12 protein-coding genes are annotated in these 13814 nt (G+C 71.8%); 7 read left to right on the forward strand and 5 right to left on the reverse strand.

Annotated features, from left to right (window positions below):
* The first annotated feature begins 130 nt into the window (after positions 1–130).
* Both V1227_RS14440 and V1227_RS14445 read left to right on the forward strand, forming a co-directional pair.
* A complete protein-coding gene (locus V1227_RS14440; protein ID WP_329793076.1) occupies positions 131–1933 on the forward strand; it encodes a vWA domain-containing protein in 1803 nt (600 codons plus the stop codon).
* Entirely contained in the window at positions 1930–3255 is a 1326-nt protein-coding gene (locus V1227_RS14445; protein ID WP_329793078.1) for an extracellular solute-binding protein, read from the forward strand. Before V1227_RS14440 ends, V1227_RS14445 begins: the two co-directional genes overlap by 4 nt.
* Here the strand turns inward: V1227_RS14445 and V1227_RS14450 are convergent.
* The 3 genes from V1227_RS14450 to V1227_RS14460 are packed head-to-tail and all read right to left on the reverse strand — an operon-like array spanning position 3252 to position 5839.
* Positions 3252–4277: a ferrochelatase gene (locus V1227_RS14450; protein ID WP_329793079.1), complete on the reverse strand. Its 1026-nt coding sequence runs from the start codon at positions 4275–4277 to the stop codon at positions 3252–3254. The two genes, V1227_RS14445 and V1227_RS14450, sit on opposite strands and share 4 nt — an antisense overlap.
* A 52-nt stretch (positions 4278–4329) precedes the next feature.
* Positions 4330–5097, reverse strand: coding sequence for an enoyl-ACP reductase FabI (fabI, locus tag V1227_RS14455; protein ID WP_089912176.1), 768 nt, complete (start codon positions 5095–5097; stop codon positions 4330–4332).
* A gap of 37 nt (positions 5098–5134) precedes the next feature.
* Positions 5135–5839 carry a beta-ketoacyl-ACP reductase gene (locus V1227_RS14460; protein WP_329793081.1) on the reverse strand — a complete coding sequence of 235 codons (705 nt, stop codon included), beginning with the start codon at positions 5837–5839 and terminating at the stop codon, positions 5135–5137.
* A gap of 108 nt (positions 5840–5947) precedes the next feature.
* Between V1227_RS14460 and V1227_RS14465 the strand changes: the two genes are divergently transcribed.
* From V1227_RS14465 to V1227_RS14485, 5 genes are all read left to right on the forward strand, one after another.
* Entirely contained in the window at positions 5948–8521 is a 2574-nt protein-coding gene (locus tag V1227_RS14465) for an FAD-binding and (Fe-S)-binding domain-containing protein (protein WP_329793082.1), read from the forward strand.
* A gap of 69 nt (positions 8522–8590) precedes the next feature.
* The gene (locus V1227_RS14470; protein ID WP_329793083.1) at positions 8591–9250 is read left to right on the forward strand and encodes a response regulator transcription factor; all 660 of its coding nucleotides are present in this window, start codon (positions 8591–8593) and stop codon (positions 9248–9250) included.
* Positions 9251–10555 carry a sensor histidine kinase gene (locus V1227_RS14475; RefSeq protein ID WP_329793084.1) on the forward strand — a complete coding sequence of 435 codons (1305 nt, stop codon included), beginning with the start codon at positions 9251–9253 and terminating at the stop codon, positions 10553–10555.
* A complete protein-coding gene (locus tag V1227_RS14480; RefSeq protein WP_329793085.1) occupies positions 10552–11415 on the forward strand; it encodes a TAXI family TRAP transporter solute-binding subunit in 864 nt (287 codons plus the stop codon). Before V1227_RS14475 ends, V1227_RS14480 begins: the two co-directional genes overlap by 4 nt.
* Entirely contained in the window at positions 11412–11945 is a 534-nt protein-coding gene (locus tag V1227_RS14485) for a dihydrofolate reductase family protein (protein WP_329793086.1), read from the forward strand. Before V1227_RS14480 ends, V1227_RS14485 begins: the two co-directional genes overlap by 4 nt.
* Here V1227_RS14485 and V1227_RS14490 read toward each other — a convergent pair.
* Positions 11930–12895 carry a VWA domain-containing protein gene (locus V1227_RS14490; RefSeq protein WP_329793087.1) on the reverse strand — a complete coding sequence of 322 codons (966 nt, stop codon included), beginning with the start codon at positions 12893–12895 and terminating at the stop codon, positions 11930–11932. The genes V1227_RS14485 and V1227_RS14490 overlap by 16 nt on opposite strands.
* Positions 12892–13773, reverse strand: coding sequence for a DUF58 domain-containing protein (locus V1227_RS14495; protein WP_442916532.1), 882 nt, complete (start codon positions 13771–13773; stop codon positions 12892–12894). The genes V1227_RS14490 and V1227_RS14495 overlap by 4 nt, the downstream gene beginning before the upstream one ends.
* Positions 13774–13814 lie beyond the last annotated feature (41 nt).

Below are 13814 nucleotides of genomic sequence, written 5' to 3' on the forward strand. Positions count from 1 at the left end.
CCGGGAGCTGATCCCACGGGTCCGCGCTGACCCGAACGAGTGGTTCTCCTCCCGCTGTCCCACCTGACCCGGCAACTCCCCCGGAACTGCCGGTGGCGCCGCATAAGGTGCCCGGTGGGGAGGACGCGGGATGGAGGACGTCGACCAGCGCCGGTCGAGCACGGCACCCCGGTACGCGGGCGCCCTCATGCTGGCCGCGGTCGCCGGGCACCTGCTGTCGGAGACGGCCACGGGCTCGCTCACGACGTGGCAGTCGTGGGTGCTCTACGGCATCGGTGCCACGCTCCTCGTGCTGTCCGCGTCCGCGATCGACCGGCTGAACCAGCTGGCCAAGCGCATCCGGTTGCGCTGGGTGGTGTTCACGGCCGTGCTGCTGGCCGCGGCGGGCGTGATCGCGCTCGCCGGGCCGCCGGTGGTCGCCTACGGGCGGGTGCTGCTGCTCGGCTGCCCCCAGCCGACCGAGGTGCGCGTGCTGACGTCGAAGGACGCGGCGCCCGCCTTCGGGGACGTGGCGCGGAAGTTCGAGCTGCGGACGGCGGCGGAGAACCACGGGTGCCGCACGGCGCGGCTGTACGTCTTCTCGGCGGCGGGCGACCAGGGCGCGGTCGCCCTGCGGTCCTCCTGGTCGTCGCAGGCGCTGCGGGAGATCGGGCCGCACCCGGACGTGTGGGTGCCCGACTCGACCGCGGAGACGGCCGAGGTGGTGCGCCGCACGAGGGGCATCGGGTCGGCGGTGCACGTCGAGCAGGGCAAGCCTGTCGCGTTCTCCCCCGTCGTGCTCGGGGTGCCCGCTCAGGAGGTGCAGGGCGGCGTCCCCGCCACACCGGCGACGTGGGGCGAGGCGCTGACCGCCGTGACCGGGGCGGCCATCCCGGTCGTCAGGCCGAACCCGCTGGTCGCGACCGACGGCAGGCTCGCCACGACGGCGCTGTACGAGTCGCTCGACCCCGCCGTCGTGGAGCGCCGGGTCGAGGAGGCCGACCGGCCGCGACCGGGTGCGGCGATGATCACGACCGAGCAGGTGCTGCTGCGGTACAACAGGACGAGCTGCGCGCGGAAGCCGTGCCTCACGGCCCTGTACCCGGCGGACACCTACCTCGCCGACTACCCGGTGAACCTGGTCTCGTGGGACGCGGCGGACGTGTCGAACCACGCCGCCCGCGAGCCGGCGAGGCGGTTCCAGGCCTGGCTGGGCACGCAGGAGGGCATGACGGCGCTCAACGCGGCCGGGCTGCGTCCGGCTGCGCAGGCGGCGGGCGCCGAGTTCCGCGAGGAGCTCGGCGTGCGGGCCGGTCTGGCGCTCGACCGCGCCGAGGCCGTTCCGGACGAGGCGGCGCAGGCCTCGTTCCAGAAGAGGTACGAGCAGGCCAAGAGGGACGGCCGCGTCTGGCTCACGCTCGACGCGTCCGGGTCGATGACCGAGCCGACGCCGACCGGGGAGACGCGGTTCGCCGTGGCGGTCGACGGCGTCGCCAAGGCCCTCGCTCAGATGGGTCCGAGGGACACCTACGGCCTGTCCGTGTTCAGCGGCACCGAGGTGCGGCCGCTCATCCCGGTCGGCCGCCGCGACAAGGAGGCCGCGGCCGCCGCGCTGAGCACGGTCCGGCCGTCCGGGGGCACACCGCTGCACCAGGCGGTCGTCGACAGCCTCGACCGGATCGGCGCCGACGACGCGGGCCACGTCGGCGCGGTGATCGCGCTGACCGACGGTGAGGACACGACGAGCCTGCAGACCCGGCAGGACGTCGTGGACGCGGTGCGGCGCAAGGGGATCCGCGTGTTCGTGATCGCCGTCGGCGGCGCGAGCTGCGCGACGCACGCGCTGACGGCGATCACGGACGCGTCGGGCGGCGAGTGCCGCGACTCGACGGCCGACACGCTCGGGGACGACCTGGCGGCCCTGTTCCGCCGGGTGTGGGGAGGGGCTGGATGAGGTGGTTGCGGCGCACGTGGGCGGCCTTGCCGAGACTGGGCCCGCCCGGCGTGGTCTGGGCGAACCGGTCGTGGCTCGCGATGGGCGTGGCCGTCGGCATCGTGCTGACGATCCTGTTCACCAACGGGGTGCAGCCGCTGTTCCGCGAGTCGACGGAGTGGGAGAAGGGCAAGCTCGTCGTGCTCAGCGGCCGCGACCAGAGCGACGGCGGCCAGCGCAGCGCGTTGATCAAGCAGTGGAACGCCGAGCACCCCGAGCACCCGGCGGAGATCGTCGAGCTTCCGGTGGAGGCGGACGGCCAGCGCAGCGAGATGGTCGCGAGGGCCAAGGAGAAGACCGGCGCCGTCGACGTGTTCAACCTCGACGTCACGTGGACCGCCGAGTTCGCCCACTCCGGCTACCTGCGCCCGCTGTCCACCGTGGACACCAGCGGGTTCCTGCGCCGCCCGCTGGAGAGCTGCCGCTACCAGGGCGTGCTGTGGGCGTTGCCGTTCAACACGGACGCGGGCCTGCTCTTCTACCGCAAGGACCTGGTGCAGGAAGATCCGTTGGAGCTCGACGACATCACCAAGACCTCCACCCGCGTGCTGCGGGCCTCGCAGGACACCCGGCTCACCGCGGGCTACGCGGGCCAGCTCGCCGACTACGAGGGCCTCACGGTCAACGCCCTGGAGCTGATCTGGGCGGAGAAGGGCGACGTCGTCGACGAGGCCGGCAAGGTCGTGATCGACTCCGAACGCACCCGCCGCGCCCTGCGCTGGCTCGCCGACGGCCTGCGGGGTGAGCGGCCGGTGGTGCTGCCCGAGTCCCGTGAGCAGACCGAGCAGCTCACGACCCAGGCGTTCCGCGACGGCAAGATCGCCTTCATGCGCAACTGGCCGGTGGCCCACCGCATCCTGCAGGGCAACCAGGACGAGTCGGCGGGCCGCCCGCGCATCGACTTCGAGGTGACGCAGCTGACGGGACCGAGCGTGCTGGGTGGCCAGAACCTCGCCATCTCGGCCACGTCCACCAAACCCCGCGCCGCCCAGGCCCTCATCGAGTTCCTCACCGGCCCCCGCAGCCAGCAGATCCTCTTCGAACGAGGAGGGCTCGCCGCCACCCGCGGCATCGTCTACCAGGACAGCCGGATCGCCACCCAGCACCCGTACGCCGGCACCCTGCTGGACGCCATCGAGGACGCCCGGCTGCGCCCGGTCACCCCGTACTACTCGCGCTTCAGCGACGAGTTCCGCGCGGTCATCCGGTACGCCCTCGACCACGACGGCGCCCTGCCCGGCAACGCCGAGCAGGCGCTGACCGCCGCCTTGCAGGGACGCTAGGGCCGCACGGGCCTCTTCACCGGCTCGCAGCACAGCGGCGCGCAAGGAGCCCCGTTCACCGTGCACCCGGCCGAGGTGAACGAGGAGAGCTTCCGCGCCGGAGCCCCGGACGTGTGCTCCGCGACCAGCTCCACCACGAGCTCGGCGAAGCGGGGGTCCGCGTTCGGCGTGGCGGCGCGGGCGAACTCCATGCCCAGCTCCGCGGCACGGTCGCGCGCCTCGGTGTCGAGGTCCCACACCACCTCGAGGTGGTCGGACACGAACCCGATCGGGCACACGACGACGCCGGTGACGCCCTTGGCGTGCAGGGCGTCGACGTGGTCGACGATGTCGGGCTCCAGCCACGGGATCTGCGGCGGGCCGGACCGCGACTGCCACACCACGTCGTACTCGGTGACGCCCAGCTCGGCGGCGACCAGGCGGGACGCCTCGACGACCTGGCGCGAGTAGCGGAAGCCGCCCTCGGAGGGCGGACCGGCGGCCTTGTCGGCCGACACCGGCACCGAGTGCGCGGTGAAGACCAGGCGGTACGCGCCCTGCAGGGACGCCGCCGCGGCACGCACGCCGTCGGCGAAGGCGGAGATGAACAGCGGGTGGTCGAAGAACTGGCGCAGCTTCACCAGTTCGGGGCCGTCCGGAACGGCCTGCAGCGCCCGCACGATGTCCTCGTCGTACTGGCGGCACGCGGAATAGCCGCCGTACGCGCTCGTCGGGAACACGAGCGCGCGGCGAACACCGTCCGCCTTCATCTGCGCGACGGTGTCCTCGACCATGGGGTGCCAGTTGCGGTTGCCGAAGTAGATCGGCAGCTCGAAACCGGTGGCGCGCACGGCCTCGATCGCCTCGAGGTTCAGGCGGTTGATCGGCGACACGCCGCCGAAGTGCTGGTAGTGGGCCTCGACCTCGTCCAGCCGCTCCGGCGGCACGCCACGTCCGCGGACCACGTTCTCCAGGAAGGGACGGACGTCTTCAGGACCTTCTGGGCCGCCGAACGACAGCCAGAGCAGCGCATCGAAACTCACCGCTCCATCCAATCAGACGCCCGAACACCTCACATGACGAACGCATGTGACCTCAGAGACCGAGGAAGTGCACGCCGCCGTCGACGAACACCATCGAGCCCGTGGTGGCCGGGAACCAGTCGGACAGCAGGCCGCAGACCGACTTCGCGACCGGCGTCGGGTCGTCGACGTCCCACGACAGCGGAGCCTTCTCGCCCCACATCTTCTCCAACTCGCCGAAGCCCGGGATGGACTTCGCGGCCATGGTGCGGACCGGGCCGGCCGAGATCAGGTTCACGCGGATGCCGTCCGGGCCGAGGTCGCGCGCCATGTAGCGGTTGATCGACTCGAACGCCGCCTTCGCCGCGCCCATCCAGTTGTAGGCGGGCCACGCCTGGCGGGCGTCGAAGTCGAGGCCGACGACCGACGAGCCGTGCGACAGCAACGGGCGAACGGCCTGCACGAGCGCCTTGTAGGAGTACGCGGAGACGTGCATCGCGACCGAGACGTCCTCCCACGGCGCGTCCATGAACGGCGCGCCGAGGCAGCTCTGCGGGGCGAAGCCGATGGCGTGCACGACGCCGTCGAGGCCGTCGACGTGCTCGCGGACGCGGTCGGCCAGCGTGTCCAGGTGCTCCTGGTTCTGCACGTCGAGCTCGACGACGGGCGCGGGCTTGGGCAGGCGCTGGGCGATGCGCTGCACGAGGCTCATCCGGCCGAACCCGGTCAGCACGACCTCGGCGCCCTGTTCCTGGGCGACGCGTGCGACGTGGAAGGCGATCGACGCGTCGGTGATCACACCGGTGATCAGCAGCCGCTTGCCTTCGAGCAGTCCGGTCACTTGGTCCAACCCTTTCGCAGAAAGAAGAAGAGAAACTTCAGTGGCCCATGCCGAGGCCGCCGTCGACCGGCAGCACGGCACCGTTGATGTAGCCGGCCTCGTTCGCCGCGAGGAACGTGACGGCCCGCGCGATCTCGTCGGCCGCACCGTAGCGACCGGCGGGGATCTGCTTCAGCGCGGCCTCGCGGACGGCCTCAGGCAGCTCGTTCGTCATGTCCGTGGTGATGAAGCCGGGCGAGACCACGTTCGCGGTGATGTTGCGCGAGCCGAGCTCCAGCGCGATCGAACGGGCCATGCCGATCATGCCCGCCTTGGACGCCGCGTAGTTGACCTGGCCGGGGCCACCGGTGAGGCCGACGACCGACGAGATGAAGACGATGCGGCCGAACTTCTTGCGCAGCATGCCGCGCGAGGCGCGCTGGGCGAACCGGAACGCGCCGGTCAGGTTCGCGTCGACGACCTGGGTGAACTGCTCCTCGCTCATGCGCAGCAGCAGCGTGTCCTGCGTGATGCCCGCGTTGCAGACGAGCACCTCGACGGGGCCGTGCGCGGCCTCGACCTCGCTGAAGGCGGCATCGATCTCTTCGGAGTTCGTCACGTCGCACTTCACGCCGAGCAGGCCTTCGGGAGCGCCGGACCCGCGGTGCGTCACCGCGACCTTGTCGCCCTGCGCCGCGAACGCCTGCGCGATGGCGAGACCGATACCGCGGTTGCCTCCGGTGACCAGAACGGACCGACTCACTAGCTCTCCCTGCAATCGCCGCTGGTTGACCGGGTGAGGCTATCGGCTACCGACAGGTAGATCGGCATCGGCGGAGCCATGTCACATCCGAGCGGGCATGATCGGGTGATGCGGGCCTTTCTCGATCAGCTTCGCCGCGAGGTCGACGGCGACGTCCTCGACGACCCGGGCAGCCGGGCGCTGTACTCGGCGGACGCGTCGAACTACCGGCACGTGCCCCGCGTGGTCGTCCGTCCCCGCACGACGAACGCCGTGGTCGCGGCCGTCGGGATCGCCGCCGAGCACCGAGTGCCGATCACGAGCCGCGGCGCGGGGACGTCCGTCGCCGGCAACGCCTGCGGCACCGGCCTGGTGATCGACTTCAGCCGGTACCTGAACGCGTTCGAGATCAGCGGCGACCGGGCGTTCGCGCAGCCGGGCGCCGTGCTCGACAAGATCAACGCCAGCGCCGGCGAGTACCTCTTCGGTCCGGACCCGTCCACGCACTCGCGCTGCACGATCGGCGGGATGATCGGCAACAACGCGTGCGGTGCGCATTCGGTGAAATGGGGCAAGACCAGCGAGAACGTCGCGAACCTGCGGGTGCTGACCGTCGACGGCCGCACGTTCGACACGACCAGTCCCCCGCCGCTCGCCCTCCCGTCGCACGACCCGGCGTGGTTCCCCCGGCTCAGCCGCCGCGTCAGCGGGTACGCGCTGGACGCCCCGACGCTGACGCAGCAGCTCGTCGGCACCGAGGGGACGTGCGTGGTGCTGCTCGGCGCGGAGCTCCGGCTCGTGCGGCGGCCGGAGCGCCGGATCCTCGTCGTGCTCGGTTTCGCGGACACCTACGAGGCCGCCGACCAGGTCACCCAGATCGAGGACGCGCTCGCGATCGAGGGCCTGAACGAGTCCCTGGTGCACAGCGTCCGCACGCGCCCCGACCTGCCGGAGGGCCGCAGCTGGCTGTTCGTCGAGGTCGAGGACCACCCGGAGCGCGTCGCCGCGATCACGAAGAACTCGATGGTCATCCACGACCCGGCGCACCAGCGGGCGCTGTGGCGGATCCGCGAGGACGGAGCCGGGCTCGCCACCCGCATGGCCGACGGCAGCGAGGCCTGGTCCGGCTGGGAGGACTCGGCCGTGCCACCGGAACGCCTCGGCGCCTACCTGCGCGACTTCGACCGGCTGCTGACCGGCTACGGACGCCGCGGCATCACCTACGGCCACTACGGCGAGGGGTGCATCCACGTCCGCATCGACTTCGACCTGGCGAACGGCTACCGGGAGTTCCTCCAGGACGCCGCGGACCTCGTCGTGAGCCACGGCGGCAGCCTGTCCGGCGAGCACGGCGACGGCCAGGCGCGCTCCGAGCTGCTCAGCCGCATGTACCCGCCCGAGGCGATCAGGGCGTTCCGGGAGTTCAAGCACGCCTTCGACCCGTCGAACCTGCTCAACCCCGGCCGGATCGTGGAGCCGTCGAAACTCGACGACGACCTGCGCATCCTCGTCGCGCCACCGAAGATCCCGACCCGCGCGGAGTTCGCGAGCGACACCCGGCGGTGCGTCGGCGTCGGCAAGTGCCTGAACACCCGCGGCGGCGTGATGTGCCCGAGCTACCGGGTCACCCGCGAGGAGAAGCACTCCACGCGAGGCCGCGCGCACCTGCTGTTCGAGATGCTGAACGGCGACGTGGTCAAGGGCGGCTGGCGGTCACCGGAGGTGGCCGAGGCGCTGGACCTCTGCCTGGGCTGCAAGGGCTGCAAGCGCGACTGCCCGGTCGACGTCGACATGGCGAGCTACAAGGCCGAGTTCCTGCACGAGCACTACAGGCGACGCCCGCGCCCGCGGTCGCACTACGCCATGGGCTGGCTGCCGACGTGGCTGAAGTACGGGCTGGTCACCAGGTTCACCGCGAAACTCGGCCGGTTCGCGGGCCTCACCCCCGAACGCGAGCTGCCCCGCCCCACCACGAGCCTGGTCCGCCGGCTGCACGCGCTCGGCCAGGGCGACCCGGTGCTGCTGTTCCCCGACACGTTCACGAACTTCTTCGAGCCGGGCATCGGCCTCGACGCCGCGAACGTCCTGGCGCACCTGGGAAACCGCGTCGAGGTGCCGTCCGCGAACGTCTGCTGTGGACTGACGTGGCACTCGACGGGCCAGCTCCCGAAGGCCCGCCGGGTCGTCGAACGCACCGCGAGGGCGCTGTACCCGTGGACGGGCAAGGGCGTTCCCGTGATCGGCCTGGAACCGAGCTGCACCGCGTTCCTCCGCGTGGAGGCCCCGAAGATGTCCGACGACCCGGCGGTGCGAGCGCTGGCGCGGGCCACCCGGACGTTCGCCGAGCACGTGGAGCCGAAACTGCCGTCGCTGGAAGGCGCGCGGGACGCCGTGGTGCAGACCCACTGCCACCAGTACGCCGAGCTGGGCTTCGAACCCGACCGCGCCGCGATGGCGAAGGCGGGGCTGAAGCCGGAGGTCGTCGAGGGCTGCTGCGGCCTCGCCGGCAACTTCGGCTTCGAGAAGGGCCACTACGACGTCTCGATCGCGTGCGCCGAGCAGGACCTGCTGCCCGCGTTGCGGGACAACGAGAACGCCCTGGTGATCGCGGACGGCTTCAGCTGCCGCACGCAGATCCGCCACACCACCGACCGCGAGCCCGTCCACCTGGCCAGCGCGCTGGCGGCCCGGTTGGGCCTCTGAGGCTTCTTTACAGTCACTTAGGCGCGTCGACACGCCCCGGAAACGGGCGGCGGGGGCGATACTGCTCCCATGCGGGTGCTGTTGGTCGAAGACGACGACGGTGTCGCCGACGCCCTGGTGGAAGCACTGCGGGCGAACGGCCACCGGCCTGCCCGCGTGCGCCGGGGTTCCGACGCGCTGATCGCCCACCGCGACGCCGACGTGGTGCTGCTCGACCTCGGCCTGCCCGACCAGGACGGCCTGGAGGTGCTGCGCAAGCTCCGCAAGATCGACCCGGTGCCCGTGCTCGTGCTGACGGCCCGCGGTGACGAGCGCACCGTGGTGCGGGGGCTCCGGCTCGGCGCGGACGACTACCTGGTCAAGCCCGTGCGGCTGGCCGAGCTGCTGGCGCGCATCGACGCGGTGGCGCGGCGCAGCGCTGCGCGGTCGCGGGAACCGGACGACGTGGTGCGGGTGTCCGATGTGGAGATCGACCTGCAGAGCCGCCAGGTCGTGGTCGGCGGACGCGAGATCTCGTTGACCACCAAGGAGTTCGACGTGCTGGCCGTACTGGCGCGCAGGCCCGGCACGGCGGTGAGCCGGCAGCAGCTGATGGACGAGGTGTGGGGCAACGCGTTCGTGGCGGTGTCGCGGACCCTCGACGTGCACCTCACGCAGTTGCGCGCCAAGCTCGACCGGCCCGGGCTGCTGCACACGATCCGCGGTTTCGGCTACCGGCTCGGTGAATAGATGCGGCGACGGCTTCTGTTGGTGCTGCTGCTGTTCTCGCTCTCGGCGGTGACGGCGTTCGCGTTCCCGTTGCTGATGAGCACGGCGTCGGAACGCACCCAGCAGTTCGTGATCAGCCGCACCGCCGACCTGGACCGCTTCGCCACGCTGCCCGTGGACGTCGTGGTGTCCGAGGCCGAGCGGTACGCCGAGGTCTACGGCGAGGAGATCGTGGTCGTCGACGCGTCCGGCACACCGGTCGTCGAGTCGGGCATGAAGGCGGCGGACGTGTCGGCGCAGATCGACGCGGCGTTGCGGAACCAGCCGTCCGCGCCCGTGCCGACCGTGATGCCGTGGAGCGGCGGCGACGTGCTGTTCGCGCGGCCCGTCGGCATCGGCACGAAGGTCGCGGGCGCCGTGGTGCTGCGTGCCTCCACGCGCGTGGCCGCTCTGGACGTGGCACGGCGCTGGGCCCTCGTGCTCGCCGGCGCCCTGGTGGCGGCCTGCGCGTGCGTACTGCTCGCGCTCGTCGTCTCCCGCTGGCTGCTGCGGCCGTTGAAGGAGCTCGACCGCGGCGTGCGGGCCGTGGCGGAAGGGCAGCGGCGCACGCACGTCGCCGACACCGCAGGGCCGGCCGAGCTGCGGGCGTTGTCGGAGTCGTTCAACCGCATGTCCGACGCCGTCGCCGAGGCCGCGGACCAGCAACGGCGGCTCATCGCCGACGCCTCGCACCAGCTGCGCAACCCCATGGCGGCACTGCGGCTGCGCGTGGACATGCTGCCGTCCAACGGTTCCCTGCTCACCGAGGTCGAACGCCTGGAGTCGCTGCTCGACGGCCTGCTCGCCCTCGCCTCGGCCGAGAGCACCGCCACCGAACGCGCCGCGGGCGGCGTCGAACCCGAGCTCGCCGACCTCCGGGCCGTCGCGCACGACCGGGTCGACGCGTGGCGGGCGGCGGCGCAGGCGAAGGGCGTCACGATCACCGTCGAAGACCGCGCGCCCGGCCTCGTGCGGTGCGCGGTGTCGGACCTCGCCCAGGTGCTGGACGTGGTGCTGGACAACGCCATCAAGTACGGCGGCACCGAGGTCGTCGTCGTCTGCGACCGCGCCACGCTCACCGTGCGGGACAACGGACCAGGCCTGTCCAAAAAGGACATCAAACACGCCACCGAACGCTTCTGGCGCGGCGACGACTCGCAGCGCGGCACCGGCCTCGGCCTCGCGATCGCGGAGCGGATCGTCACCGCGCACAACGGAAAGCTGAAGCTGCACACCGACAACGGCCTGGTCGTGACGGTGGACCTGCCGAAGGAGCCGCTGCTGTGAAGCGACGCACCCTCCTGCTCGGCACGCTGGCCCTGACCGCGTGCGGCACCTCGGAACCCGAAGGCACCATCAGGATCGCCGGCGGCGAGCCCGGCGGTTTCTACAACGACTTCGCCGCCCTGATCTCGCGCCTCGCCCCGAGCCCGCTCACCATCACGCCGATCCAGACCGGCGGCAGCGCGGACAACCTGAAGCACCTGCGCGAGGGCACCGCCGAGATCGGCCTGACGCTGAGCGACAGCGCGCACCTGGAACCCGGTCTCGTGGCCCTCGGCCGCGTCTACGAGAACTACCTGCAGCTCGTGGTCCTCGAATCCTCCCCGTACCGCACGCCGGCCGACCTCGCCGGCAAACCGGTCTCGCTGGGCGCGACGGGATCCGGTGCCGCGCTGCAGGGCGAACGGCTCGCGCTGGGCGTGCGGGAGGAGCACTACCCGCTGCGCAACGCCGTGGACGCGCTGAAGGCGGGCGAGATCGCCGCGCTGCTGTGGTCCGGCGGCGTGCCGACCCCGGAGCTCGACAAGGCCAGCGGCATCAGGCTGCTGCCGCTGGACGGCTTCCTGCCGAGGTTGCGCCAGCAGCACGGCAAGGTCTACGAACGCGTCGACGTGCGCATGGGCGTCTACGGCTCCCCCGTCGACATCCCGACGATCGGCACGCCGAACCTGCTGGTGTGCCGCCCGGACCTGAGCGCGGCCTACGCGGGCGCCGTCGTGCGGATGCTCGTGGGCAAGGCGGCGCAGCTCGTGCCGCAGCAGGCGCTCGGCACCCAGTACCTCGACGTGCGCAGTCTCATCGACACGGGCAAGGTGCCGCTGCACCCCGGTGCGGCGGCGGAGTACCGGAGGCTGCACGGTTGATCAGCACCATGGCGTCGATCTCCCTGGACGGGTTCTTCGAGGGCCCGGACCACGACATCGACTGGCACCACATGAGCGACGAGCTGCACAGCCACATCAACGCCGAACTGGCGCGGTTCGGCACGTTCATCGACGGCCGCCGCAACCACGAGCTGATGCTCGCCGCCTGGCCGCACGCCGAGGACCACCCCGACTGGCCGCGGGCGATGCTCGACTTCGCGCCGATCTGGCGGAACACCCGCAAGATCGTCTACTCGCGCACGAGGCGGTTCACCGAGTGGAACACCGAGACGCGCACCGAGGTCGACCCGGACGAGATCCGCGCGCTCGAAGGCGACGTCATGGTCGGCGGCAACGAGCTGCTGCAGACGTTCTTCGAGCACGACCTGGTCGACGAGATCCGGCTCTACGTCAACCCTGTCGCGATCGGCGCCGGCACGCCGTTCTTCCGCAAGCCGAACGCCCTGGCGCTCAAGGGCACCAGGGCGTTCGACAACGGAGTCGTGCTGCTCACCTACGGCAGGCGTTGACCCAGCAGCAAAGCGGCCGCGGCCGCGCACATCGCCGTGAGGGTGCCGAGCAGCAGCCACGGCTTCGACGCGTCCGCCTGCTTCTTCTCGTAGCCGATCTGCTCGCCGAGCGTGTCGTAGACGCGTCGCAGCTCCTCGGCCGAGGCGGCCTTGAAGAACTCGCCGCCGGAGATCTTCGCGATCTCCTTCATCGAGTCGTCGTCGACGGGCACGGACTGCTGCCGGCCCTCGATGTCGACCACGCCTTCCTCGGTGCCGAACGAGATCGTGGAGATCGGGATCCCGGCCTTCTTCGCGTCCTCGGCCGCGTCGAACGCCTTGCGGGTGCCGACGGTCTCCTTGCCGTCCGTCATCAGCACGATGCGGGCGGGCGGCGGGCCCTCGGCACCGCCGACGACCTTGCCGAACGAGTCGATCGACGCCATCGCGGCCACCAGCGCGTCACCGGTCGCGGTCGACTGGGCGAGCTTGAGCCCGTCGATCGACTGCGAGACGGCGGCGCGGTCGGTGGTCGGCGCGACCAGCACGGTGGCCGAGCCGGCGAACGAGATCAGGCCGAGGTTGATGCCCGGCGTGAGACCTTCGGCGAACGACTTGGCGGCCACCTGCGCGGCCTCCAGACGTGACGGCTTCACGTCCGTCGCCTTCATCGACAGCGACACGTCGACCACGAGCATGACCGTCGCGCGGTTGCGCGGCACCCGTTGCTCGGAGGTCGGCCCGGCGAGAGCCACCGTCAGCAAAGCCAGGGCCGCCAGCAGGAACGCCGCCGGGACGTGCCGCGACCAGCGTTCCCGCTTGGGCGCGACCTTCTCCAGCAGCTCGAGGTTCGTGAACCGCAGCACGCGCTTGCGGCGCATCCGCTGCACCACCACGTACCCGGCGGCGAGCAGGCCGACCGCGACGAGCAGCAGGAACCACCACGGGGTGACGAAGTTGGAGAAGCTCATGCGACACCCCCGGACCAGCGGCGCTTGCGCGCCACCACGAATCGAACCGTGTCCGCGATCCAGTCCGAGTCGGTGCGCAGCACCAGGTGCCCGGCGCCCGCGCGCCGCAGCCCCGCCGCCACCTCGGCCCGGTGCTCGGCGGCCGCGGCGTTGAACTCCTTGCGCAGCAACGCCGACGCGGTCACCTCGCGCTGCCGCCCGCTCTCCGGGTCGGACAGCACGACGGTGCCGACCTCGGGCAGGTCGACGTCACGCGGGTCGACGACCTCGATGGCGACGATGTCGTGCCGTGCGGACAGGGCCCGCAGCGGTCGCTGCCACTCCACGTCGCCGAGGAAGTCGGAGATCACCACGATCAGGCCGCGCCGGCGTGGAGGCCTGCGCAGCTGCTCCAGCAACGCCGCCAGGTCGCCGCGCGTGCCCTCCGGCGCCCGGGGCGTCTCGGCGATCTTGCGGATCATGCCGCGCGCGTGCGCCAGTCCGCCGCGGGCGGGGATGCGGATGTTCTCCGCGCCCGTCGAGACCGCGGCGCCGATGCGGTTGCCGCCGCCGCGCGTCAGGTGCGCGACCGCGGCCGTCGCGGCGATGGCCAGGTCGCGCTTCTCGCACGCCGCCGTGCCGAAGTCGAGCGACGGCGACAGGTCGATGGCGAGCCACGTCTCGAGCTCGCGGTCCGCGACGGTCTCGCGGATGTGCGGGACCGTCGTGCGCGCGGTGACCGCCCAGTCCATCCGGCGCACGTCGTCACCGGGCTGGTAGGTCCGCGCCTCGCCGGGCTCGGTGCCCGGTCCCGGGACGAGACCGAGGTGGTTGCCCTGCAGCAGGCCGTCCAGGCGGCGCCGGACGTCGAGCTCGAGCATGCGCAGCGCGGCCTCCATGCGGACACCGCGCAGCACGGGCGGCGCCCACGAGGGGCGCT

Origin of the sequence: Lentzea sp. DG1S-22 (assembly GCF_036321065.1) — a bacterium.
Taxonomy (GTDB): domain Bacteria; phylum Actinomycetota; class Actinomycetes; order Mycobacteriales; family Pseudonocardiaceae; genus Lentzea; species Lentzea jiangxiensis.